The organism is Rheinheimera pacifica (genome assembly GCF_024809855.1).
Classification (GTDB): domain Bacteria; phylum Pseudomonadota; class Gammaproteobacteria; order Enterobacterales; family Alteromonadaceae; genus Alishewanella; species Alishewanella pacifica_A.
Window position 1 is genome coordinate 81,516 of record NZ_JANUEM010000010.1, and the last position, 22,031, is coordinate 103,546.

General features: G+C 49.1%; 23 protein-coding genes and 1 pseudogene. 13 read left to right on the forward strand and 11 right to left on the reverse strand.

Features of this window, described 5'->3' with window-relative positions; all coding sequences use genetic code 11:
- Positions 1-32 precede the first annotated feature (32 nt).
- From tatA to M2404_RS13525, 5 genes and pseudogenes are all read right to left on the reverse strand, one after another.
- Positions 33-165 (reverse strand): annotated as a pseudogene (gene tatA, locus M2404_RS20350) (twin-arginine translocase TatA/TatE family subunit); the annotation flags it as partial.
- 72 nt (positions 166-237) lie between these two features.
- Positions 238-1,866: a ubiquinone biosynthesis regulatory protein kinase UbiB gene (gene ubiB / locus M2404_RS13510; RefSeq protein WP_259240278.1), complete on the reverse strand. Its 1,629-nt coding sequence runs from the start codon at positions 1,864-1,866 to the stop codon at positions 238-240.
- Complete coding sequence (locus M2404_RS13515) at positions 1,866-2,426, reverse strand: ubiquinone biosynthesis accessory factor UbiJ (RefSeq protein ID WP_259240279.1); 561 nt, start codon at positions 2,424-2,426, stop codon at positions 1,866-1,868. The genes ubiB and M2404_RS13515 overlap by 1 nt, the downstream gene beginning before the upstream one ends.
- 47 nt (positions 2,427-2,473) lie before the next feature.
- Positions 2,474-3,229 carry a bifunctional demethylmenaquinone methyltransferase/2-methoxy-6-polyprenyl-1,4-benzoquinol methylase UbiE gene (gene ubiE / locus M2404_RS13520; protein ID WP_259240280.1) on the reverse strand — a complete coding sequence of 252 codons (756 nt, stop codon included), beginning with the start codon at positions 3,227-3,229 and terminating at the stop codon, positions 2,474-2,476.
- A gap of 82 nt (positions 3,230-3,311) precedes the next feature.
- Positions 3,312-4,343: a GGDEF domain-containing protein gene (locus M2404_RS13525; protein WP_259240281.1), complete on the reverse strand. Its 1,032-nt coding sequence runs from the start codon at positions 4,341-4,343 to the stop codon at positions 3,312-3,314.
- Positions 4,344-4,630: 287 nt separating this feature from the next.
- Between M2404_RS13525 and M2404_RS13530 the strand changes: the two genes are divergently transcribed.
- Positions 4,631-6,376, forward strand: a complete 1,746-nt coding sequence (locus tag M2404_RS13530) for a DUF885 domain-containing protein (RefSeq protein WP_259240282.1) — start codon at positions 4,631-4,633, stop codon at positions 6,374-6,376.
- Between the two features lie 45 nt (positions 6,377-6,421).
- Positions 6,422-6,913, forward strand: coding sequence for a hypothetical protein (locus M2404_RS13535; RefSeq protein ID WP_259240283.1), 492 nt, complete (start codon positions 6,422-6,424; stop codon positions 6,911-6,913).
- Between the two features lie 8 nt (positions 6,914-6,921).
- Here M2404_RS13535 and M2404_RS13540 read toward each other — a convergent pair whose 3' ends face one another.
- Positions 6,922-7,152, reverse strand: a complete 231-nt coding sequence (locus M2404_RS13540) for a hypothetical protein (protein WP_259240284.1) — start codon at positions 7,150-7,152, stop codon at positions 6,922-6,924.
- A 54-nt stretch (positions 7,153-7,206) separates the two neighbouring features.
- On the reverse strand, positions 7,207-7,665 hold the full coding sequence (locus M2404_RS13545) for an EVE domain-containing protein (protein WP_259240285.1): 459 nt from the start codon (positions 7,663-7,665) through the stop codon (positions 7,207-7,209).
- 70 nt (positions 7,666-7,735) lie between these two features.
- Between M2404_RS13545 and tesB the strand changes: the two genes are divergently transcribed.
- Entirely contained in the window at positions 7,736-8,605 is an 870-nt protein-coding gene (gene tesB / locus M2404_RS13550; RefSeq protein ID WP_259240286.1) for an acyl-CoA thioesterase II, read from the forward strand.
- Here tesB and plsB read toward each other — a convergent pair.
- Positions 8,602-11,043: a glycerol-3-phosphate 1-O-acyltransferase PlsB gene (gene plsB / locus M2404_RS13555; RefSeq protein WP_259240287.1), complete on the reverse strand. Its 2,442-nt coding sequence runs from the start codon at positions 11,041-11,043 to the stop codon at positions 8,602-8,604. The two genes, tesB and plsB, sit on opposite strands and share 4 nt — an antisense overlap.
- A gap of 135 nt (positions 11,044-11,178) precedes the next feature.
- On the opposite strand from plsB, the gene lexA reads away from it, so the two are divergent.
- From lexA to M2404_RS13580, 5 genes are all read left to right on the forward strand, one after another.
- Positions 11,179-11,796, forward strand: a complete 618-nt coding sequence (gene lexA, locus M2404_RS13560; RefSeq protein ID WP_259240288.1) for a transcriptional repressor LexA — start codon at positions 11,179-11,181, stop codon at positions 11,794-11,796.
- A 306-nt stretch (positions 11,797-12,102) separates the two neighbouring features.
- Positions 12,103-13,245 (forward strand): cytochrome c oxidase subunit II, encoded by a 1,143-nt coding sequence (gene coxB, locus M2404_RS13565; RefSeq protein WP_310503094.1) that lies wholly within the window; start codon positions 12,103-12,105, stop codon positions 13,243-13,245.
- A 3-nt stretch (positions 13,246-13,248) separates the two neighbouring features.
- Complete coding sequence (gene ctaD / locus M2404_RS13570) at positions 13,249-14,832, forward strand: cytochrome c oxidase subunit I (RefSeq protein ID WP_259240289.1); 1,584 nt, start codon at positions 13,249-13,251, stop codon at positions 14,830-14,832.
- Positions 14,833-14,841: 9 nt separating this feature from the next.
- Positions 14,842-15,402, forward strand: a complete 561-nt coding sequence (locus tag M2404_RS13575) for a cytochrome c oxidase assembly protein (RefSeq protein WP_259240290.1) — start codon at positions 14,842-14,844, stop codon at positions 15,400-15,402.
- 1 nt (position 15,403) lies between these two features.
- Complete coding sequence (locus M2404_RS13580; protein WP_259240291.1) at positions 15,404-16,282, forward strand: cytochrome c oxidase subunit 3; 879 nt, start codon at positions 15,404-15,406, stop codon at positions 16,280-16,282.
- A gap of 2 nt (positions 16,283-16,284) precedes the next feature.
- On the opposite strand, the gene M2404_RS13585 is transcribed toward M2404_RS13580, so the two are convergent.
- Positions 16,285-16,494: a DUF2909 domain-containing protein gene (locus M2404_RS13585; protein WP_259240292.1), complete on the reverse strand. Its 210-nt coding sequence runs from the start codon at positions 16,492-16,494 to the stop codon at positions 16,285-16,287.
- 26 nt (positions 16,495-16,520) lie between these two features.
- Between M2404_RS13585 and M2404_RS13590 the strand changes: the two genes are divergently transcribed.
- From M2404_RS13590 to M2404_RS13610, 5 genes are read left to right on the forward strand one after another with little or no spacing between them, the layout of a single operon-like run.
- The gene (locus tag M2404_RS13590) at positions 16,521-17,252 is read left to right on the forward strand and encodes an SURF1 family protein (RefSeq protein ID WP_259240293.1); all 732 of its coding nucleotides are present in this window, start codon (positions 16,521-16,523) and stop codon (positions 17,250-17,252) included.
- Positions 17,245-17,757, forward strand: coding sequence for a hypothetical protein (locus M2404_RS13595; protein WP_259240294.1), 513 nt, complete (start codon positions 17,245-17,247; stop codon positions 17,755-17,757). Before M2404_RS13590 ends, M2404_RS13595 begins: the two co-directional genes overlap by 8 nt.
- A 14-nt stretch (positions 17,758-17,771) precedes the next feature.
- The gene (locus M2404_RS13600) at positions 17,772-18,773 is read left to right on the forward strand and encodes a COX15/CtaA family protein (RefSeq protein ID WP_259240295.1); all 1,002 of its coding nucleotides are present in this window, start codon (positions 17,772-17,774) and stop codon (positions 18,771-18,773) included.
- Positions 18,770-19,681, forward strand: a complete 912-nt coding sequence (gene cyoE, locus M2404_RS13605) for a heme o synthase (protein ID WP_259240296.1) — start codon at positions 18,770-18,772, stop codon at positions 19,679-19,681. Before M2404_RS13600 ends, cyoE begins: the two co-directional genes overlap by 4 nt.
- Positions 19,671-20,312, forward strand: a complete 642-nt coding sequence (locus M2404_RS13610) for an SCO family protein (RefSeq protein WP_259240297.1) — start codon at positions 19,671-19,673, stop codon at positions 20,310-20,312. Before cyoE ends, M2404_RS13610 begins: the two co-directional genes overlap by 11 nt.
- Here the strand turns inward: M2404_RS13610 and M2404_RS13615 are convergent.
- Positions 20,305-21,318: a polysaccharide deacetylase family protein gene (locus tag M2404_RS13615; protein WP_259240298.1), complete on the reverse strand. Its 1,014-nt coding sequence runs from the start codon at positions 21,316-21,318 to the stop codon at positions 20,305-20,307. The genes M2404_RS13610 and M2404_RS13615 overlap by 8 nt on opposite strands.
- A gap of 90 nt (positions 21,319-21,408) precedes the next feature.
- Positions 21,409-21,987: a Fe-S biogenesis protein NfuA gene (gene nfuA, locus M2404_RS13620; RefSeq protein ID WP_259240299.1), complete on the reverse strand. Its 579-nt coding sequence runs from the start codon at positions 21,985-21,987 to the stop codon at positions 21,409-21,411.
- Between the last annotated feature and the right edge of the window lie 44 nt (positions 21,988-22,031).

The following is a 22,031-nucleotide window of genomic DNA, read 5'->3' on the forward strand; positions in this document are numbered from 1 at the left end:
CTCTGTTGCTTCGTCGTCTGATGGTGAGTCTTTAATTGAACTGCGAAACCCCTTTATTGCCGAGCCCAGATCTGAGCCTATACCGCGCAGCTTTTTGGTGCCGAACAGTAAAACGATGATGGCTAAGACGATAAGTAACTGCCAAATACTAATATTGCCGAACATGCTGTTTCCTCTGATTAATGCCAGGCACTGTTTGTGTCTGGCGCAGTATATGTCGTTGTTATGACAAATCTGTTATCGCACTAACGCTTTAATACCAAAGCCCGCACCTACTGTCAGCAGTATTGCTGCCAGAGCGTGGCTGCCGAAACTGAACACTATACTAGCACTAATCAGTGCTGCCGCAGCAAAGGTTGCCGCAACTATTTGTTGCCTGGTTTTTTGCTGTTGCGCGGCCAGTTGCTGCAGCTGTTGTAACAGTTGCCTTTGCTGTCTGGGGCCTTGCTCCAGATACTGATGCAGCAGATTTGGCATCTGCGGTAATTTTTCTGCCCAAAAAGGCAGGTTATCTTTAACCTGACGCCATATAGCCGGTAAGCCAACCTGCTGCTTTACCCAGTTTTCCAGAAACGGTTTTGCTGTTTTCCATAAATCGAGTTGCGGATACAACTGGCGGCCCAGACCCTCAATATACAACAGTGTTTTCTGTAATAACACCAGCTGTGGCTGAACTTGCATATCAAAACGCCGCGCTGTGCTGAACAGGTTTAACAGCACATGGCCAAAAGAGATTTCGGCCAGCGGTTTTTGAAAAATAGGCTCGCATACGGTGCGGATAGCACTTTCAAATTCTTCTACCTTAGTATGGGCGGGTACCCAGCCGGAATCCACATGTAATTGGGCTACTTTTTTATAGTCGCGGTTAAAAAAGGCCACAAAGTTTTCTGCCAGATAACGCTTATCTTCGGCGTTTAACGTACCGACAATACCGCAGTCAATGCCAATGTATTTCGGGTTTGCCGGGGTTTCGCGGGAGACAAAAATATTGCCAGGGTGCATATCAGCATGAAAGAAGCTGTCGCGGAACACCTGAGTAAAAAATACTTCCACGCCACGTTTGGCCAATAACTCCATATCGGTGCCTTGCGCCTCAAGTGCCGCAATATCGGCTACCGGTATACCGTAAATACGCTCCATTACCATTACATTAGCGCGGCTGTAATCACTATAGACAAAAGGAATGTATAGCGAGTCTGAGCCTTCAAAATTACGCCGCAGTTGAATAGCATTAGCGGCTTCGCGCTGCAGATCAAGTTCATCCAGAATTGTTTTACGGTACTCCGATACCACTTCGCGTGGCCGTAATCGCTTACCATCAGGTAAAAAGCGTGCTGCCGCATCAGCCAGAGTATCCATCAGGGCTAAATCTGCCAGAATCTGCCGCTTAATATCCGGCCGGATAACCTTAATAACCACATCTGCCAGGCTGCCGTCGGCCTGCAGTAGTTGTGCAGTGTGTACCTGAGCAATTGAAGCTGATGCCAGCGGAGTTTGGTTAAAGTCAGCAAACAGCTGGTTAATGTTGTCCAGCTCCAGCGCTTGTTCAATCAGTTGCTGTGCCTGAACACCGTCAAAGGGTGGTACTTTGTCCTGCAGCTTGGCCAGCTCGTCGGCCAGTTGTGGCGGAAACAAGTCGCGGCGTGTCGATAGCATCTGACCGAACTTTACCCAAACCGGTCCCAGGCTTTGCAGTGCTAAACGCAGCCGCACGCCAACTGGCTGATCCGGATGGCGGTTACGCAGCCAGAATAAGCTGCGACGCAACATCCGCGCATACCAGGGCTGCCATTGTGCGGGGAGCAGTTCGTCCAGGCCGAATTGCAATAAGGTTTTCTGGATTTGATAAAAACGGCTGATACGCACTATAACTCCTGAAAGGCTTGCAATTGCTGTTGCATAACATCAACTCTGGCCGCCAGTTCACTGACGGCGCCACTAAACCGGGTCATCTCAATAGCTGTGGGGGTTAATTGCAATTCATCTTGCGCCATTTCAGCACTAAGTTGTTGCAAATCAGCTATCTTATCACTCAGGTACTGGTGTATATGGCGTAAACTCAGTGCAATCTTATGTGCGGCGGCATCACCAACATAAGCAGACAGAGTTTGTTGCCAGTCTGGATCCAGTTGCTGAAAAAAATGACTGTACTGCTGCGCTACCTGAATATCGCCGTCTATCTGCAGTGCATCGGCTTTTATCAGCCTTGTCAGTTGGCTGGGATCGCGTAGTAAACGTAAGCTGGCTAGATCAGTTGCTATAGCACAATCTACAGCTTCGTCATGCTGATTAAATAAAATGCCCTGTGCGCTGGCACTGAGCACCAGTGTAACCGGCCACTCCCGTAGCCGGAACGATAACTGCTTACCATGCAAGCGGTTAAGCCTGGTTATAGCTTGTGGGTCCATGGCAATTAATCTGGCCATGGTTTTTTCTGCCACGGCGCACAGCAGCTGGGGCAGCAACGGCAACATTAGAATTTATAGCCCCGGTGCAGTGCCACTATGCCGCCGGTCAGGTTGTGGTAGCTAACTTCGGCAAAGCCCGCGCCCTGCATCATGCTTTTCAGCGTTTCCTGATCCGGATGCATACGGATAGACTCAGCCAGATACTGATAGCTGTCTTTGTCGTTGGCAACCAGTTGGCCAATAGTAGGTAGTAGTTTAAATGAGTACAGATCGTACACTTTACTTAGCCATTGCTGTTCTGGTTTAGAAAACTCCAGCACCAGCAAGCGGCCACCCGGCTTTAATACCCGGAACATAGAGCGTAGCGCCGCGTCTTTGTCAGTCACGTTACGCAAGCCAAAACCAATGCTGATAATGTCAAAACTGTTGTCAGCAAAGGGCAGCGCTTCGGCATTGGCCTGCACATATTCGATATTGTTCACCAAACCCAGATCACGCAGTTTGTCTCGGCCTACATTAAGCATAGAGGCATTAATATCTGCCAGCACTACTTTACCGCCTGACCCGACCCGTTTTGAAAACAATGCTGTGATATCACCGGTGCCGCCTGCCAGATCAAGCACTTGCTGGCCCGGGCGCACGCCGCTGCAATCAATGGTAAACCGCTTCCATAGCCGGTGAATGCCAAGCGACATTAAATCGTTCATCACATCGTATTTGGCGGCCACGGAATGAAACACATTCGCTACCATTGATACCTTCTGCTCGGCGGCAACAGTTTTATAGCCAAAGTGCGTAGTGTTGGGGTTCTGATCGGTCATGCTGCGGGCCTGTTGGCGAAGAAATGTGGCTAGTGTAAAAGATAAAGCTGCATCAGCCAACTTCTCTGTTGGCTTTTATGACTTAAGCGGGCAATGCCAACATGGTTTCGCTGGCAACCTGATTACGGCCGCGCTGTTTAGCCAGCATTAATACATCGGTAGTGCGTGCTAAAAACTGATATAAGTTTTCGCTGTGCTGATACAAAGATACGCCCAGTGAAATCGTTACTTTGGGTAAAGCTTTCTTGCTGCGGGCTGAAACAAAACGCAGTTTTTCCACGCCGCGGCGCACTTGCTCGGCAATTTCACTGGCGCTGCGTAGATCGACATCCGGCAGCAGGATCAGAAACTCTTCTCCGCCTGCGCGCACCGGTAAACCACTACTTTGTACATAACTGCTGATTTTACGTGCTACTTTCGACAGGATAACGTCACCAATAGCATTGCCGTAATCCTGGTTAAAACGGCTGAAATGGTCCAGATCAATCGCAATAGCGGCCACACGCCGTCCAGGTTGCTCGGTAAACCATAACTCCAGCTGCTGCTGCATTGCCGAGCGGTTATATAAGCCGGTTAACGGGTCCAGTTGGCGTTGCAACTTAAGTTGTTCCAGCTCATGCCGTAACTGATGGCTTTGTTGATTAGCCTGCTCCAACTGTTGCTGCAACTGATACTGGCCGTTACGAAACGCCAGGGTTTGCTGACGCAGTTGTTCCACTGCCGGAAGGATAGTGTCGCCATTTTGCTGTTGTTGCAGTTGCAGTAAACTGAAATCCAGCTGTTGCAGGTAATCGGCAACCTGTTCCGCTGCCAGATCGGTATAACCGGTAAGGCGGCTAACGATGCCTGAGGCATCCTGCAGCAGTTGTTCTTGTTGTGGGTTCGCAGGTGTCAGATAGCGGCTATACAAATCCGCCATAATAAAATCGTCAAACGGAGTTTTTGCACTCAGCTTATGCTCAATGGCCGTGCATAACCCAGCGTGATGACCGCTGATATAGTCGTAGCACACAGCATAATTTACCGGATGAGCTGCAAGGCCGGCACGCTGTAAAAATACTTTTACCTGCGCCGCTTTCTCGCTGGCTTGCTCCAGTGAATCCTGATACTTCATAAGACCACGTATAACTCCGTTGACAGGCACACATTGAGGTTACCTGAATTGTTAACGAATAAATCGCTAAGCTCATAGTACGCGATTCTATGTGACAGGCAACAGCTCTGCCTTACAAAAAAACACAGCTGTCGAATTTAACATCAAATTGACCGGATTATCGACACCCGGCAGAGCATACTTTGGTAGTAAAAACGTTAAAAAGCAGCTTTGTCTGGTTTAGTTGCCTGTAATCTGTGATTAAAGCAGATACAATCGAAGCGTCTTTTTTGTGGGAATAACCAAAAATGAAAACCACTGTAAATATTAAATCACTGTTTTTAACTGTAATGTGTACAGTTTTGTTGTCGGCTTGCGCAACAACAGCACATAACAACGACAAGCAATTTACCGAACTGGCACAACAACTGTGGCAGGCACAACAGCAGTTAAATGAAACGCCGCCGGGTGAGCTGACCGATATGTCGCCGCAGGCACTGGAGCAGCGCCACCAACAGCGTCTGGGTTGGCAGGCTAGGTTACAACAAATTAATGTGAAAGCCTTGTCAGAGCAAAACCAGATTAATCACGCGATTTTATCGTATCGTCTGGCTGATCAGATTGATGAATACCGTTTTGGTGCGCATTTAATGCCGCTGACGTCAGAATCCGGTTTTCACACCAGCCTTGGCTTTATGGTGCAGCGTGGTAGTTTTAAAACAGCAGCAGATTATCAGCACTATGTGCAAAAACTCGCGGCTATTCCACGTTATATGCAACAACAAACGGACTGGATGAAGCTAGGCCTTGCTAAAGGTGTCACGCAACCTAAGGCTGTACTTAAAGGTTTTGAGCAAAGCATTATTTCCTATGTGCTACAGGACCCGACACAAAGCGTGTTCTACCAGCCGTTTAATCGTAAACCGGCATTTATCAGCGAAACGGAATGGCAGCAGCTTACCGCCCAGGCTGCAGAGCAGATTACACAGGCTGTAAACCCGGCTTATCAGGCATTTTATGATTTTATGGTAAATGAGTATCTGCCTGGTGCCAGAGAGACTATTGCTGCCAGCGCTTTACCAGATGGTGCGGCGTTTTACCAAAACCGGCTGGAGCATTACACCACGCTAAAACTGACTCCGCAGCAGGTGCATCAAACCGGTCTGGAAGAGGTAAAGCGTATCCGGGCACAAATGCAGCAGGTAATTGACCAGCTTGGCTTTACCGGCAGTTTTGCTGAGTTTATTCAGTATTTGCGTACCGATCCGCAATTTTATGCCAAAACACCTGATGAGCTGATGCGCTATGCCGCTTATCTGGCAAAGAAAGCTGATGCTGAATTGCCAAAGTTATTCAAAACCTTACCTCGCACCCCTTATGGTGTGGTTCCGGTACCGGCAGAAATTGCCCCTAAATACACCACTGGGCGTTATTCCGGGCCTAGCCGTGATGACCAGGCCGGTTTTTACTGGGTAAATACTTACGCGCTGGATCGCCGGCCCTTGTACGAAATGGAAGCTCTGACACTGCACGAAGCTGTGCCAGGCCACCATTTGCAGATTGCACTTGCCCGTGAACATGCTGAATTGCCGGATTATCGCCGCAGCTTTTACACCTCGGCTTTCGGTGAAGGTTGGGGGTTGTACGCTGAATATCTGGGGCTGGAAATGGGCTTTTATCAAGAGCCCTACAGCAACTTTGGCCGTCTGACCTATGAAATGTGGCGTGCTGCGCGGCTGGTGGTTGATACCGGTATGCATACTATGGGCTGGAGCCGTCAGCAGGCAATAGATTTTCTGGCGGAAAACACCGCCTTGTCTATGCATAACGTTACAACCGAAATAGACCGCTATATTAGCTGGCCGGCGCAAGCGCTGTCTTACAAGTTAGGTGAAATTACCATTAAGCAGCTACGCGCTGAAGCCGAGCAAGCATTGGGCGATCGCTTTAATGTGCGTGAATTCCATGACGTAGTGCTGAGTAACGGCAGTGTGCCACTGGCGGTGCTGGAGCAGCAAGTGCGTGCTTACATTGCCCGGCAGCAAAAAGTTTAGCAATACAGTCTGGCAGCAACCGGAACAAACAGGAAGTAAAGCCGCATGGTATGGATGTTGTTGATAGGCGTGTTAGTTTTAGTGTTGCTGTACATACTGTGGCAGATGGAGCTGATTGGTAAAACAAACAAAAGCCTGCAAATTAAGCTACAACAACGCGAGCAGGAGTTGCTGCGTATGCAGCAGGCTGTGTTTCAACTGGCCGAGCAGCAAAAAATGCTGCTTGAGCAGCGGCTGGGTAAGCTGGCTGAGCCGCGCTTAAATAAGCAGGAAATGGCGGCGATACAATTATTATGTCAGTTACTACCACTAGTTACCCGTGAGTCCTGTAGCAAGGCTGTACCGGCTCAACAAACTATTAAATTGTATTTACGCCAGCATAAAACGCTGGAGTTTGGTCAACTGGAGTTGATGATGGTAAAACATAGCCGCCTTACGATATTATGGCAGAACAACAGTCTGATATCGTATTTGCAGTTATGTACCGTTGCCGTGGCGCTGGCAGAAGAAACGCAGGCGCAGCTTAACAGCGCCTGAGTTCGTATTTAGTGTCTTAGAATAACGCGGGGCTCGGTGTCTATCTGCCCTTCAATATCAATAGCGGCTATTTTGCCACCAGCTGCCAGCACCGCAAGGTTACCTTCAGCCATATGGCGGACGAACAATAAATCGTAACCAAATCGCTGTAATTCAGCGACAGAAAACTTTTGTGCCAGATTCAGATCTTCCCAGAAATAATGTATATCCTTATCCATCTGGCGCCGTTCATGTGTCATGTCAGGCTCCAACTACCAGGGATAACGGGTTTCAGGTTACATCAGCTATGCGGATCAGACAAGCTGCATTATGGTTTGCCATTGCGCTGCGTTAACCGGCATAACAGAAAGCCTGCTGCCTTTTTGTACAACAGGCAACTCACTGAGCTTAGCGGAGCTTTTTAGTTTGTCTAGCGGAATTATCGCTGGCAATTTCTGTTCAAATATCAAATCAACTGCTACCCAGCGTGGCTTATCTGTTGAAGATTTACTGTCAAAATAGACACTTGCCGAATTGAACTGGCTGGGATCCGGATAACCAGAGCGTACTACTCTGGCAATGCCAGCTACTCCGATCAGTTTGCAACTGGAGTGATAGATAAACACCTTATCGCCTGTTTTCACACCGTCACGCAGCATATTGCGCGCCTGATAATTGCGTACGCCTTCCCATACTATTGCGGTGTCGGGGGCGTTGGCAAAATCATCAATACTGCATTCGGAAGGTTCTGTTTTAAATAACCAGTAGGCCATCTTTGCTGATCTCCGTAGTTTGCGGCAGAATACCATTATATTTTACCGCAACGGAACAGAAGGTGAGGCGATGAGTCAGGTATTACAGAATTTGCTGGCATTACTGAAACTGGAAACCATAGAGCAGGGGCTGTATCGCGGCCAAAGCCAGGATTTGGGTTTTAAAGCGGTATTTGGCGGCCAGGTGATGGGGCAGGCGTTATCTGCCGCAAAAGAAACGATGGCCGAAGAGCGCAAAGTGCACTCGTTTCATTCTTATTTTTTACGCCCCGGAGATGCCAGTAAGCCGATAGTATACGAAGTTGAAAATATCCGTGACGGCAAAAGTTTTAGTACGCGTCGGGTAAGTGCTATTCAGTTTGGTAAGCCAATATTTTATTTAACGGCGTCATTTCAGGCTGAAGAGAGCGGTTTTGAGCATCAGGACGCAATGCCAACAGTGCCGGGCCCTGAACAACTGGTATCCGATCTGGAGTTTTATCAGCGACATGCCGAGCTTATTCCGGATAGCCTGCGCAGCAAGTTTATTTGTGAAAAGCCCATAGAAATGCGCCCGGTGGATTTTCAAAACCCGTTTAAACCACAAGTAAGTGCTGCCAGGCGCTATGTCTGGTTTAAAGCCAACGGAGCAATGCCGGACGATTTACGTGTGCATAAATATTTGCTGGCTTATGCCTCTGATTTCAACTTTTTACCTACAGCACTGCAGCCGCATGGTAAGTCATTTATGGCGCCGAATATGCAGGTAGCCACTATAGACCATGCCATGTGGTTTCATCAGGATTTCCGCTTTGACGACTGGTTATTGTATGCGGTAGACAGCCCCAGCGCGTCAGGCGGCCGTGGGCTGGTTCGTGGCCAGTTTTTTAACCGCGATGGTGTACTGGTGGCGTCTACTATACAAGAAGGTGTGATCCGGGCTTACCCAACCAGCCGCTAACGCAGGCTGGAGGGTATAATACTGTGTATACTTTGCAGTACGTCGTTGCGCAATAAACGGCTGACGGTGTCTTTTAACCGGTGCAGTTGTGCGGTTGAGGTGACACGGCTTTGCTCATCGGTTTGAGTGTAGCCGTTGTCTTTTAGCGCATTGAGCAATGTACTAAAGAGCTGTTTGTCGTAGTATTCTGGCGCAGTAATACCATGCAGGTTTAACAGGCGTTGTGCCAGTTCATGGCTGTGCTTTTCCAGATCTGCGCGGCTTTGCGGGCCAAGATTTTCGATTAGCTGCAACACCATGGCATAGCGCTGTAATGTGTGCTCAGCGTTATTGGCCAGCAGGCTCAGCATAAAGTAGCCATTACTGTGCTGTGTTGGGGCCTGGTAATTGTCGCCGTCTTGCTCTGCCAGGCCGCCATCTACCATCTGTTGCAATATAGCTGTGCAGTACGCCTCAACTGAGCTGATGTTGAGAAACAATTCCTGTTGCAGCAAGGGATACAGCTGCTGTATCACGGCATTTAACTGCTGGCGGTTGATATTGCGCTGATGCAGAATACTGCAGGCAATAATGGCTGGCAGCATAAATAAATGCAGTACGTTGTTGCGATAATAACTGAGTAATATCGCATTGGCGTCTGTCAGGCCGATTAGCTGGCCAAAACTGTCATTGTGTTGCTGCACTTTTTGCAGGCTAAGCGCGTGATCGAGCAACTGCGCAGCAGACTCTTGTGGCAGTGTCACTTGTTTATGGTATGGCGCGTTGCGTTGTAACGACAGATAGAAATCAATTTGCTGTTCCAGCTCTGTGCGCGTTAGTGTGTGTTTGTCTGTTGCCAGTAGACACAGTGCGAGCAGATTGATGCTGTTCAGCGCGGCAGCCTGATTAATACGCTGCATCATATTATCGGCCAGTTGCGCCACTATCGGGTTTAGCCATTGCGGTTTTTGTACTTCCAGCGCATCGATATCCTGCTTCCAGTCAGGTACCTGCTGGTTCAGATAATTATTTAATGTTACAGGCTCGCCAAAATTGACGTAACCATAGCCGTAATCACGCAGGTTGCGGATGGCTTTGATTACACCCAGGGCTGATTCTTTCTGTTTACCTGAGCCTTTTAATTCGCGCAGGTAAGTGTTTACTTCCATTACATGCTCATAGCCCAGATAAACCGGTACCAGTGTTACCGGCCGCTCTATACCACGCAGCATAGCCTGTAATGTCATCGCCAGCATGCCGGTTTTCGGTTGCAATAAGCGGCCTGTGCGGCTACGCCCGCCTTCTGTATAGTATTTTATTGAATAGCCTTTACTGAACAACTGACACAAATATTCACGAAAGACCGCAGAATACAGTTTATTGCCGCTGAAACTGCGACGGATAAAAAATGCGCCGCCACGGCGGAAGATGGTACCGGCAGGCCAGAAGTTCAGGTTAATACCGGCAGCAATATGTGGTGGTGCCATACCTTGCTGGTAAATAACATAACTTAGCAGCAGGTAATCCATATGGCTGCGATGGCAGGGGATATAGACAATTTCATGGCCTTTTTGTGCCAGATCGCGCAGCATATCCGCGTTATTTACCTTAATGCCAGTATACAGCTTATGCCATAACCAGCGTAATACTCTGTCACCTACACGCAACGTTGATGCGCGGTAGTCTGCGGCAATTTCCAGCAGTAATTTCCGCGCTTCCTGGCGGGCGGCCTTTACCGGTATACGCTTGGCTTTGGCTTCATCTTCAATGGCTTTTTTCAGCGCTGGTGCTGCCAGCAAAGCATTAAACAACTGCGGGCGGTTAACCAGCTTAGGTCCGTTTGCCGCCAGGCGCTGACGATAAAAGTGAAACCGTGACATCCGTAATAGCTTGTGTGCAGTTTGCTCTTCGCAGCCAAACTGCGCCGCCATTTGTTGTAGCGATACCGGGCGGCTAAACCGTGCCAGGCTGTGGCGGCCAGACACCAACACAATTAATAACTTTGCCAGCCAGTTAGGCGCATGCGCTTCACCTATCAGGCCTTTAATGCTGTTCTCCTTACCCGGTGCCCGGCCCCACAATAATGATACGGGTACCAATTGTGCATTTAATGCCGGATCAGCCAGGTGGGCCTGCAGCAACGCCTGGCCCTGCGCCAGAGCAGTGGTTTTACCGCGTTTAAACAGCAGAGTATGGGGTTTTTCCAGAAATAAAGTCCGTGGGTGCAGGCTGCCGTTCAGGCTGACATTATCATTTGGATCCGGTAGTGTCAGCTTGGCACAGATACGCCTTATTGCCGCCAGATCTGCGGCAGATTCGGTGGTGCAGATATAAAACAATGGGCGGCTGGTATCCAGTGCCAGTTCCGCAACCGGATGCTCCGGCACAACTTTGTACTTCAGCAATGGCCACATCGGCCATTTTAACAAGGCAGCAAATAACTTAACTGGCCGAAACATACCTGCCCCCCCGGAAAAAAGGCGCTTAGCATAGCATGGAAGCGTTAGCGGGAAAATTGCCGGCAACAAGCCATACTTGCATTTGCACTTTGGCTGTATATACTGACAGTATTCACTGTACAGGTAACCAGCACTATGAGACCTCTGACACCAAGACAGGCAGAAATTCTGCAATTGATAAAAACCTATCAGCAAGATAGTGGCATGCCGCCAACCCGGGCTGAAATTGCCCAGCAACTAGGCTTTAAATCGGCTAATGCTGCTGAAGAGCACTTAAAAGCGCTGGCAAAAAAGGGTGTTATTGAAATGATGCCGGGTACATCGCGTGGCATTCGTCTGGTAGAAACTGATGAACCGGAGCAGTTGGGTTTGCCGTTAATTGGTAAAGTAGCAGCCGGCCAGCCAATTCTGGCAACTGAGCATGTGCAGGATTATTATCAGGTAGATGCCAACCTGTTTAAACCTCATGCTGATTTTTTACTACGGGTGCAGGGCATGAGTATGCAGGATATTGGCATTTTGGATGGTGACTTGCTGGCTGTGCATAAAACCAGCCAGGCGCAGCCTGGTCAGGTTATCGTGGCCCGGGTTGATGAAGATGTGACGGTTAAACGGTTTCAGCGCGACGGTAACACCGTATTACTGCAACCGGAAAATAAAGACTTTGATGTGATCAAAGTAGATTTACGCGCCCAGCATTTTGCCGTTGAAGGCTTGGCTGTAGGTGTTATCCGTAACGGCAGTTGGTTATAATTTGTACTAACCTCAATAAGTTATTTGTTAATAAGCGCTGGTATGACCACTGAGGTTTGCCGGCGCTTTTGTTATTTAGGGGTTTACACTGAAGCAGATTTGGATAATTCTTAGGCTGAAACTGATTAAAAAATAACAAAAGGTCAGTTTTTGGTTTCAGCGCTAGCCCCGAAACCATGGGTAATAATAACAATAATAAACTGATGAAACTTCATACATAGGTTCGGTGTGGGTGGGTAAGAACCGTGTAGTACTGTGTACTTAGTTTCTGCAGTTTGCTTTGCAAAATGACAGAGGAGAAGTCCAGTGACGAAAACGCGTAGTCTTCGTTGGTCGCTGCCAACCCTGCTTTTAGCTGCAACCGTTAATGCAACAGATATGCCTTTAAATATGACCAGAGGCGTAACAGAAATCAGTCAGCAGGTTTATGACTTGCATATGACCATTTTCTGGATTTGTTGTGTAATTGGTGCAGTGGTGTTCGGGATCATGTTCTGGTCTATCGTTCGCCATCGAAAAGCGCGGGGTGTGCAGCCTGCCCAATTCCATGAAAGTACCAAAGTAGAAATACTCTGGACCGCTATACCGGTAGTAATTCTGATCGTTATGGCCATTCCGGCTACTAAAACCCTTATTGCTATGGAAGATACCACAGAGGCTGATGTCACTGTGCTGATAACCGGTTCGCAGTGGAAATGGCATTACAAATACCTTGAGAATGATGTTGAATTTTACTCTTTGCTGGCCACGCCCAAAGAGCAAATTACCAACAGGTTTGCCAAAGGAGAAAACTATCTGCTGGAGGTTGACCGGCCACTGGTGATCCCCACCGGCAAAAAAGTACGTTTTCTGATGACCTCTGATGATGTTATCCACTCCTGGTGGGTACCCGCCTTCGCAGTTAAGAAAGATGCTAACCCCGGCTTTATTAACGAAGCCTGGACCCGGGTAGACGAGCCGGGCATTTATCGCGGCCAGTGCGCTGAGCTATGTGGCAAAGATCATGGTTTTATGCCGGTGGTGGTGATAGCCAAGAGCCCGGCTGACTACGAGCAGTGGGTTAATGGTGAGGCCGAGCGCATTGCAAAAGCAAAAGCCGAAGAGCAGGAACTGCTGGCAATGAATATGAGTATGGAAGAGTTGATGAGCGTCGGGGCGCGCACCTACACCGCTTACTGCGCTGCCTGCCATCAGCCTAACGGTGAGGGCTTGCCGGGTATTTTCCCGGCGCTTAAAGGCAGTGCCATGGCACTGAATGATAAGCCGGGCCACATCAATGTGGTGCTTAATGGTAAAGCCGGAACCGCTATGCAGGCTTATGCCAGGCAACTTAGTTTAAAAGAAATTGCTGCCGTAATTACCTATGAGCGTAATGCCTGGGGTAACAATACCGGTGAACTGGTGCAGGCTGCTGATGTGCATGCCGTCATGCAAGGTAAAGGGGAATAGCCGATGAGTGCAGTAGTGACAGATCATGAGCACGAACATCATGACCATAAACCCAGTGGCATAAAGCGCTGGTTATATACCACCAACCATAAAGATATCGGCACCATGTATCTGGTGTTTGCGCTGATTATGTTTTTTATCGGCGGCGCTATGGCAATGGTGATACGCGCTGAGTTATTTCAACCTGGTATGCAGTTTGTTGAGCCTAACTTTTTTAACCAGATGACGACAGTACACGGTCTGATCATGGTATTTGGTGCAGTAATGCCGGCTTTTACCGGGTTGGCAAACTGGATGATACCGATGATGATTGGCGCGCCGGATATGGCGTTACCGCGAATGAATAACTGGAGTTTCTGGATCCTGCCGTTTGCATTTTTAATTCTGTTGATGTCGCTGTTTATGCCCGGTGGCGGCCCCAATTTCGGCTGGACTTTCTACGCACCGTTATCAACTACCTATAGTGGCGACAGCACGGCGTTATTTGTGTTTTCAGTGCACATTATGGGTATATCCTCCATCATGGGTGCCATCAACGTTATCGTAACTATCTTTAACCTGCGCGCGCCTGGCATGACCTGGATGAAAATGCCATTGTTTGTCTGGACCTGGCTGATTACCGCCTTCCTGCTGATTATGGTAATGCCGGTGTTAGCCGGTGTAGTGACGATGGTACTGACCGATAAATACTTTGGTACCAGTTTCTTTGATGCTGCCGGTGGCGGCGATCCGGTGCTGTTTCAGCATATTTTCTGGTTTTTCGGTCACCCGGAAGTGTACATCATGATATTACCGGCCTTTGGTATAGTGTCGAGCATAGTGCCTACCTTTGCCCGTAAACCTCTGTTTGGCTATGCCTCTATGGTATATGCCACCTCCAGTATTGCGTTGCTGTCATTTCTGGTATGGGCGCACCATATGTTTACCACGGGTATGCCGGTCGCCGGGGCGCTGTTTTTTATGTACTGCACCATGCTGATAGCGGTGCCCACCGGGGTAAAAGTATTTAACTGGGTGGCTACCATGTGGCGCGGCGCTATGACGTTTGAAGTGCCAATGATGTTTGCACTGGCATTTATTGTGCTGTTTACCATCGGCGGTTTCTCGGGCCTGATGCTGGCGATTACCCCGGCAGACTTCCAATACCACGATACCTATTTTGTGGTGGCGCATTTCCATTATGTACTGGTAACCGGTGCGGTGTTCTCGATTATTGCTGCTGCCTACTACTGGTTACCCAAGTGGACCGGGCATATGTATGACGAAAAGCTGGGGCAATGGCATTTCTGGTGCTCACTGATTTCAGTCAACATGCTGTTTTTCCCTATGCACTTTGTCGGCCTGGCTGGTATGCCGCGGCGCATTCCAGATTACGCGCTGCAATTTGCTGATTTTAATGCCTTTATCAGCATTGGTGGTTTTCTGTTTGGTGCTTCGCAACTGATTTTTGTCGCGGTGTTGGTGAAATGTGCCCGTGGTGGTGAAAAAGCCACAGCGCAGGTATGGGAAGGGGCTGAAGGCCTGGAATGGGAAGTACCCTCTCCGGCGCCGTATCATACCTTTGAAACGCCACCGGTAATTAAGTAGGAGCGCGTTATGGCACTAAAACATAAACCGTTAACCTTTAAGCTGGCTGTAACCGCTCTGGCGATGTTTGGTTTTGGTTTTGCGCTGGTGCCGTTATATGACGTGTTCTGTGATCTGACCGGTTTAAATGGCAAAACCGCTGCAACGGCTGCCAGTGCAGATGCTGCACTGATTGATACCAGCCGTGAAGTGGTGATCGAGTTTATTGCCCGGCCAAACAAACAAATGCCCTGGGTGTTTAAGCCAGAGGTGCGCCGCATGACAGTGCACCCCGGTGAAATTCATATTATGAATTATCTGGCAGAAAACCCGACGGGGCGCATGATTGTTGGCCAGGCGGTACCGTCAGTATCACCCGGTCAGGCCGCCTTGTACTTTCACAAAATAGAGTGTTTTTGCTTTACCCAGCAACAGTTAGCGGGCGGTAAAAACATGCTGATGCCGTTACAGTTTTATGTCGACCCGGCACTGCCCAGCCAGTTTTCCACCATTACGCTGTCGTACACGCTTTATGACGTAACCAGCGCCTGGACCGGTGATACTGCTGCGTCGTCACAACTTGGGGAATAACATGAGTAAAACCTACGAAAAATATTATGTTCCCGCCCAAAGCCCATGGCCGATAGTCGGCGCTGTGGCGCTGTTTTTAATTGCCTTTGGTGCAGGTAACTATGTTAACGAAGTGACCAGACAACAACCAGGTTATGGTGGCTATATGCTGGCAGCCGGTTTTGTCGTACTGATTTTTATGCTGTTTGGCTGGTTTAAAAACGTTATCGATGAATCGATGAGTGGTTTATATAGCGCACAGATGGACCGCTCATTTCGTCAGGGGATGAGCTGGTTTATTGTTTCCGAAGTCATGTTTTTTATGGCGTTCTTCGGTGCTCTATTCTATGGCCGGGTCATAGCGCTGGATTGGCTGAGCGGTGGCAGTAATAACGCCATGACATTTGAAATTCTGTGGCCAAGTTTTGAAGCTATGTGGCCATTGCTGAAAACGCCGGGTGGCATTGAAACCCAGGCTATGCCCGCAACGGGCTTACCGATGATTAACACTGCCATTCTGTTGCTTTCCTCAGTTACGCTACATTTTGCCCATACCGGGTTGGAGCAGAATAAACGCAGCCAGTTAAAAATAATGTTGCTGGTAACCTTATTGCTGGGAGCTACTTTCCTGGGTTTACAGGTGTATGAATATATTCATGCTTACCGTGATCTGGGATTAACGCTGGCGTCAGGGTTTTACGGCAATACGTTCTTTTTGCTGACCGGTTTTCACGGTATGCATGTGACGCTGGGGGCTATCATTTTGCTGTTTGTGTTTTTCCGGGTGCTTAAAGGCCATTTCACGCCAGAGAAACACTTCGCCTTTCAGGCGGCTGCCTGGTACTGGCACTTTGTAGATGTAGTTTGGTTGTGCCTTTATGTATTTGTTTACGTGATCTGATGTTAGTAAGGTCTGGGGTTCTGATCTAAGAACCCCAGTGCCTGCGCGATAAAGATCAGGATCAACACCAGAGCAGAAAACATGACTCGCCGACCAAGATAACGTGACATTTTTATCTCTGGCTGAGGTTGGCGCAGCATTATCAGCCCTGCACGTACCAGATTAGCAATAATAAAAAGTAGTAGCGCTATGATAATAATTTTAAGCAACATGAGTAACACTCTCCGGGGTCGGCGTTATGCGCGTTAAACTGGCTAACCAGATTTTCGCACTTAATACGCTGTGGGTCATTCTCACTTTGACGGCTTTTGCCATTTTAATCAACTTGTCCTGGTGGCAGCTAAGCCGTGCCGCTGAAAAAACCGGGCAGCTTGCGCGTCTGGCGCAACTGCAGGCAGATGGTGCCGTTACGCCTGCGCAATTAACCCAACTGGCGGCTGCAGATATTGACGGCGTGCCGCTAAAAGGCCAGGCCAACTGGCTGGCGCCTTATATCTGGTTGCTGGATAACCAGATTGTTAATGGCAGAGTGGGTTATGACGTAATAGTGCCGGTACAGGCGGCGGGTATGGCCCGGCCATTGTTGGTTAATCTGGGCTGGCTGGCCGGGGCTGACAGCCGTGAAACATTGCCACAGTTTGATATGGCCAGCGAGGTTGAACTGGACGGTTTACTGCGTACTAAGGTAGATGGCCTGATGTTACTTGGCCAGAATGCTGAAGACCACGGCCAGTGGCCAATGCGTATCCAGCAGATAGATTATGCTGAACTGGCGCAGCAAAGTGGCCTCGAGCTTTATCCCGCTGTGTTGTACCAACAGCAGGCTAGTAATTTTATACCGCATTATCAACCAGTTGTATTATCACCGGAGAAACACCGCGGTTACGCGCTGCAGTGGTTTTTGCTGGCAGTTGCTGTAGTTGGTGTGGCGTTAGCCGCCAGCCATCAGGGGAAAGCAAAATATGAATAAGAAAAAATTCCTGCTGTTATTTGTGTTGTGCTGCGCGTTGCCATTGCTGGCGGCCAAATTGGTACTGGAGTTTGGCTGGTTTAATAGCGGCGTTTCCAGTAAAGGCGAGTGGCAGCAAAGCGAAGTGTTTCTGTTAAGTGCTACAAATGCTAAAGCGCACTGGCGGTTGGCTGTTGCCCCCAAAGCAGAGTGCGATAAGCCGTGTCAGCAGGCGTTATATACTATTCAACAACTTTATGTCGGGCTGGGGCGCAAACAGGTGCAAGTGCAACCGGTGCTGATCAGCGAACAGAGCCCGCCGAACGCTTACACCGCGTTTGCAAGGTACAGTGCTGCTCAGCCGGTACCTGAAACACTGCAAAACCGCATTTTACTGATTGACCAACAAGGGCTGGTGCTGCTGAGTTACCCGGTGCCGTCAGCACAAACTGAACTGGCAAATACCGCCAGGGCTATCCGTCAAGACTTACTTAAGCTGCTTAACTATGATCGGACTAGCGTATGAGAGGGAGCCAGCGTATGAAAACACAACAATGGCTGGCGACCATCGCCGTTTTTCTTACTATGGGCGTTATTTTACTGGGGGCCTATACCCGGTTGACAGATGCCGGGCTTGGCTGCCCTGACTGGCCCGGTTGTTATGGTTTTTTAAAGGTTCCCAAGCAGGAGCATCATATAGCGGCAGCTATGGAGGCATTTCCAGAGCGGCCACTGGAAGCGCATAAAGCCTGGAACGAAATGGTGCACCGCTATTTTGCCGGTAGCCTGGGGTTGTTAATTGCGGCAATATTTTTCGTCGCTTTACTGCGCAAACAAAGTAGTAAGGTCATACCCACTGCTTTGTTGGCACTGGTGGTGTTTCAGGCGGCGCTCGGTATGTGGACAGTAACGCTGAATTTACTGCCGCTGGTGGTAATGGGGCACTTGCTGGGTGGCTTTACACTGCTAAGTTTGCTGGCCGTGTACTGGTTAAAATTGCATCCTGATTACCGGGTGTATGAACCACAGCTTATATCACTAAAGCCTTTTGCGATGCTGGCAATTGCTGTTTTAACCGTGCAGATAGCCCTGGGCGGCTGGACAGCAGCGAATTATGCGGCACTGGCCTGTATAGAGTTACCGGTATGTGAAGCCGGCTGGCTGCAACGAATGAATATCAGTGAAGCCTTTGATTTACACCTGGGGCATGACGATTACGAATACGGTGTAATGTCGGCGGAAGCGCGCCAGACTGTGCATGTGTTCCACCGCTTTGGCGCTGCGATAACTTTAATTGTGTTGTCAGCTTTTCTGCTGCAACTGTGGCGCCATGTGACCAGCACATTATTAAAGCGGCTTACTTTAGCCGCAGCAGCGTTACTGCTGCTACAGTTTAGCCTGGGGGTACTCAATGTAGCGCTGCATTTACCGCTGGCTAACGCGGTGGCGCATAACTTTGTGGCGGCTAATTTATTAATGTTGCTGGTAATAATTTGCATGCAATTGCGTACAACTCAGCCTGCCAGCAAGGAGAGCTTATGACTGCCATTACACGTTCACGCGCGGGTATCAGCCGGGCACGCGACTATCTGGAACTGACCAAGCCTAAAGTTGTGGCCTTGCTGGTACTTACAGCCTGGGTTGGCATGATGCTGGCAGTGCCCGGCTTACCCGATTTAACCACCTTACTGGCTGCTACGTTGGGGATTAGTTTGTTATCTGCGGCGGCAGCTGCCATAAACCACGTAGTAGATAAACGTATTGATGCCCAAATGGCGCGTACCTACAGCCGGCCCGTGGCTAAAGGCCGTGTCAGTGGCGCCGAAGCTACAGCTTTTGCGTTTAGCCTGGCACTTATTGGCTTTGTGCTGTTGTATCTGACAGTCAATGCGCTAACGGCCTGGTTAACGCTGGCCAGCCTGTTTGGCTATGCCGTGGTATACACCATGTTTTTAAAGCGTGCTACGCCACAAAATATCGTTATTGGCGGCTTGGCTGGTGCTATGCCGCCGTTATTAGGTTGGACTGCCATAACCGGCGAGATCCACAGCCATGCTTTGTTGCTGGTGATGATTATTTTTGCCTGGACACCGCCGCATTTCTGGGCGCTGGCAATTCACCGCCGTGATGACTATGCCAAAGTAAATATGCCGATGTTGCCGGTAACGCATGGCATTGAATTTACCAAAAGTGTGATATGCCTTTATACAGTGCTGTTATTTATTGTCTGTTTAATGCCTTATCTGGTAGGGATGAGCGGCGCTATTTATCTGACAGGCAGTGCGCTGCTTAATCTGCGTTTTATGCAGTATGCCTGGAAACTGAAATTTAATGCCGATGCCGGCACTGCTATGGCAACCTTTAAGTTTTCTATTGTTCATCTGATGGTATTATTTCTGCTGTTATTAGTAGACCACTACTTTAAGGTATCGCCGATCTATGTTTCGTAAAGTGATTTATGTTTTGCTTGCCGTAGCAGCAATGGTTGCCGGTGTACTGTTGTATCAGTTTTCTCAGGCCAGTGCTGAGCCTAAGCTGGCACTAGTTTATCCGCAGCCCAGAGCTCTGGCAGACTTTGCACTGACCGATCAGCATGGTGAAACAGTGAACCGTGAGCGTTTGTACGGCCAGTGGACGCTGGCATTTGTTGGTTACACCTATTGCCCGGATATTTGCCCGTTAACCCTGGCTAAACTGGCTGGTGTGCAGCCCGAGTTAGCCGCAATGGTAAAGCAACCGCTTAAGGTATGGTTTATTTCAGTAGACCCAAACCGGGATACCACCGAGCAGCTGAATAATTACGTCAGCTATTTTGAGCAAGCCAATGTGCTGGGGATGACAGCAGGCCATGATCAGCTATTCCCTTTTGTACGCCAGCTTGGGCTGATGTATGCACTTAGCAGCACGACACAGGAAAACTATCTGGTTGATCACAGTGCGTCAGTGGTGCTGATAAATCCGCAGGGGCAGCTGGTGGCTATGTTTAAACCACCAATGCAGGTGGGGGAGCTGCCGGTTATAAACGCCGAGCAGCTGTTAGCAGATTTTCCGTTGGTGCTTAACAAACTTAACGCTAGTTAAGCCACGGCTGGGAATACCAGTAAAAATAGCCTTTTTTACTCAGCGACGGCGCGGTGCAGTTGTAACGGCTGCGGCCGCGGTTAAGCGCTTTGCCAGCGCTAACGCTAAAAGTGCTGTCGTCCAGCCACTGTGGTTGCAGCACTTCACTACCGGCAAAGCACTGCAGTTGGTTGCGGTTGAAATCTTCTACTTTTAATGACAGCTTCAGTTGGGGCGGGTTAGTGCTGATAACCGGGTTAACACCATGGTAATCGGTAATGTTAAACGCCAGGGTACGCAGTTTTTGCGCCAAATCTTTTAAATCAGCATATTGCCCTGCTGCCGGATAACGCGGAATACGGGTTAATACCGTATGGTTACCAACAGCGCCGGATTGCTGGCCAATACCAATAAAACCCAGTTCAGTAACCAGTTGTTCCAGTTCACGGCTGTATTCGCCATAAGGGTAGGCCAGCCATTGATGGCGTTGGCCGGTTACCTGCTCAATTTTGTCTTCTGCTGCCAGAATGCTTTGCTTCATCCGCTCACGCCATTGGGCCTGGCTTTCGCCCGTTTCTGGCCTGGCCATATGTTCATGCCGCATAGCATGGTTTGCTACCAGTACACCATCGTCCGACATTTGCTTTACCTGCTGCCAGTTCAGTAAAGGACCGTTGCCTTTGTCTATACTGCCGGGGCTGATAAAAATGGTGTACGGATAACCAAATTCCTGCAGGATAGGATGCGCCGTGGTGAAGTTGTTTTCGTAGCTGTCGTCAAAGGTAATCACTATGCTGTCAGGTGCAACCGGCTCACCTTTTTGCAGTTGGTTGATCAGTACGTCAAGGCCGATAACCTGCAGGTTATTGTCTTTAAAGTACTGCAAATGGCCGCGCAGTTCGTCGGCGGTAACACTGCTTACACGCGGAGTATCGCTGGCAACATGATGGTAAATCAGCATTACCGCGGCCTGTGCCGGCAATGTCAGGCTAAGCAGCAATGCAACAAAACAAAAGAGTTTTTTCATAAACAGGGCACCCGCATGGCAATAAAACGAAGCCGTTTTATAGCACAAGCGGGCGTTAAACGCAGCTTTAGTCAGGTAAGCGGCCTGGGATCAGTAGTAAGAGTGTTCGCCACGCTGGTGTTCGGTAATATCGCGTACGCCTTTCAGCTCACCGCTAAAGCGGTTTAGCAGTTCTTTCTCGATACCTTCTTTCAGTGTTAAATCAACTTGTGAACAGCCATTACAACCGCCGCCGAACTGCAAAATAGCTACGCCATCACTGGTTAGCTCCATTACGCTGACTCTGCCACCGTGATTAGCCAGTTGCGGGTTAATTTCGCTGTCAATCACGTACTGCACCCGTTCCATTAACGAAGCGTCGTCACTCACCTTGCGTACTTTGGCGTTTGGCGCTTTTAATGTCAGCTGTGAACCCATCTGATCGGTAACAAAATCAATGTCGGCATCCACTAAAAATGGTTGGCTTTCGCTGTCCACTACCGCATCAAAACCGTTAAAGTTCAGGGCCAGGTCGGTGTCTTCTATGGCGTCTGGCGGGCAGTAAGATACGCCGCACTCCGCTTGTGCTGTGCCCGGGTTAACGACAAACACCCTGATATTTGTACCTGCCGGTTGCTTTGACAGCAGCTTGGCAAAGTGCTGCTGTGCCTGTTCTGAGATCGTGATCATAATAGTACCTGACTAAATTACTAGGTTAATGGCTATGATACTCC

What these genes read in the sequence shown, in the direction of transcription:
- M2404_RS13515 (WP_259240279.1), bottom strand. Translation starts at nt 2,426, where the DNA reads ATGGCCAGATTAATTGCCATGGACCCACAAGCTATAACCAGGCTTAAC.
- ubiE (WP_259240280.1), bottom strand. Translation starts at nt 3,229, where the DNA reads ATGACCGATCAGAACCCCAACACTACGCACTTTGGCTATAAAACTGTT.
- M2404_RS13525 (WP_259240281.1), bottom strand. Translation starts at nt 4,343, where the DNA reads ATGAAGTATCAGGATTCACTGGAGCAAGCCAGCGAGAAAGCGGCGCAG.
- M2404_RS13530 (WP_259240282.1), top strand. Translation starts at nt 4,631, where the DNA reads ATGAAAACCACTGTAAATATTAAATCACTGTTTTTAACTGTAATGTGT.
- M2404_RS13535 (WP_259240283.1), top strand. Translation starts at nt 6,422, where the DNA reads ATGGTATGGATGTTGTTGATAGGCGTGTTAGTTTTAGTGTTGCTGTAC.
- M2404_RS13540 (WP_259240284.1), bottom strand. Translation starts at nt 7,152, where the DNA reads ATGACACATGAACGGCGCCAGATGGATAAGGATATACATTATTTCTGG.
- M2404_RS13545 (WP_259240285.1), bottom strand. Translation starts at nt 7,665, where the DNA reads ATGGCCTACTGGTTATTTAAAACAGAACCTTCCGAATGCAGTATTGAT.
- tesB (WP_259240286.1), top strand. Translation starts at nt 7,736, where the DNA reads ATGAGTCAGGTATTACAGAATTTGCTGGCATTACTGAAACTGGAAACC.
- plsB (WP_259240287.1), bottom strand. Translation starts at nt 11,043, where the DNA reads ATGTTTCGGCCAGTTAAGTTATTTGCTGCCTTGTTAAAATGGCCGATG.
- lexA (WP_259240288.1), top strand. Translation starts at nt 11,179, where the DNA reads ATGAGACCTCTGACACCAAGACAGGCAGAAATTCTGCAATTGATAAAA.
- ctaD (WP_259240289.1), top strand. Translation starts at nt 13,249, where the DNA reads ATGAGTGCAGTAGTGACAGATCATGAGCACGAACATCATGACCATAAA.
- M2404_RS13575 (WP_259240290.1), top strand. Translation starts at nt 14,842, where the DNA reads ATGGCACTAAAACATAAACCGTTAACCTTTAAGCTGGCTGTAACCGCT.
- M2404_RS13580 (WP_259240291.1), top strand. Translation starts at nt 15,404, where the DNA reads ATGAGTAAAACCTACGAAAAATATTATGTTCCCGCCCAAAGCCCATGG.
- M2404_RS13585 (WP_259240292.1), bottom strand. Translation starts at nt 16,494, where the DNA reads ATGTTGCTTAAAATTATTATCATAGCGCTACTACTTTTTATTATTGCT.
- M2404_RS13590 (WP_259240293.1), top strand. Translation starts at nt 16,521, where the DNA reads ATGCGCGTTAAACTGGCTAACCAGATTTTCGCACTTAATACGCTGTGG.
- M2404_RS13595 (WP_259240294.1), top strand. Translation starts at nt 17,245, where the DNA reads ATGAATAAGAAAAAATTCCTGCTGTTATTTGTGTTGTGCTGCGCGTTG.
- M2404_RS13600 (WP_259240295.1), top strand. Translation starts at nt 17,772, where the DNA reads ATGAAAACACAACAATGGCTGGCGACCATCGCCGTTTTTCTTACTATG.
- cyoE (WP_259240296.1), top strand. Translation starts at nt 18,770, where the DNA reads ATGACTGCCATTACACGTTCACGCGCGGGTATCAGCCGGGCACGCGAC.
- M2404_RS13610 (WP_259240297.1), top strand. Translation starts at nt 19,671, where the DNA reads ATGTTTCGTAAAGTGATTTATGTTTTGCTTGCCGTAGCAGCAATGGTT.
- M2404_RS13615 (WP_259240298.1), bottom strand. Translation starts at nt 21,318, where the DNA reads ATGAAAAAACTCTTTTGTTTTGTTGCATTGCTGCTTAGCCTGACATTG.
- nfuA (WP_259240299.1), bottom strand. Translation starts at nt 21,987, where the DNA reads ATGATCACGATCTCAGAACAGGCACAGCAGCACTTTGCCAAGCTGCTG.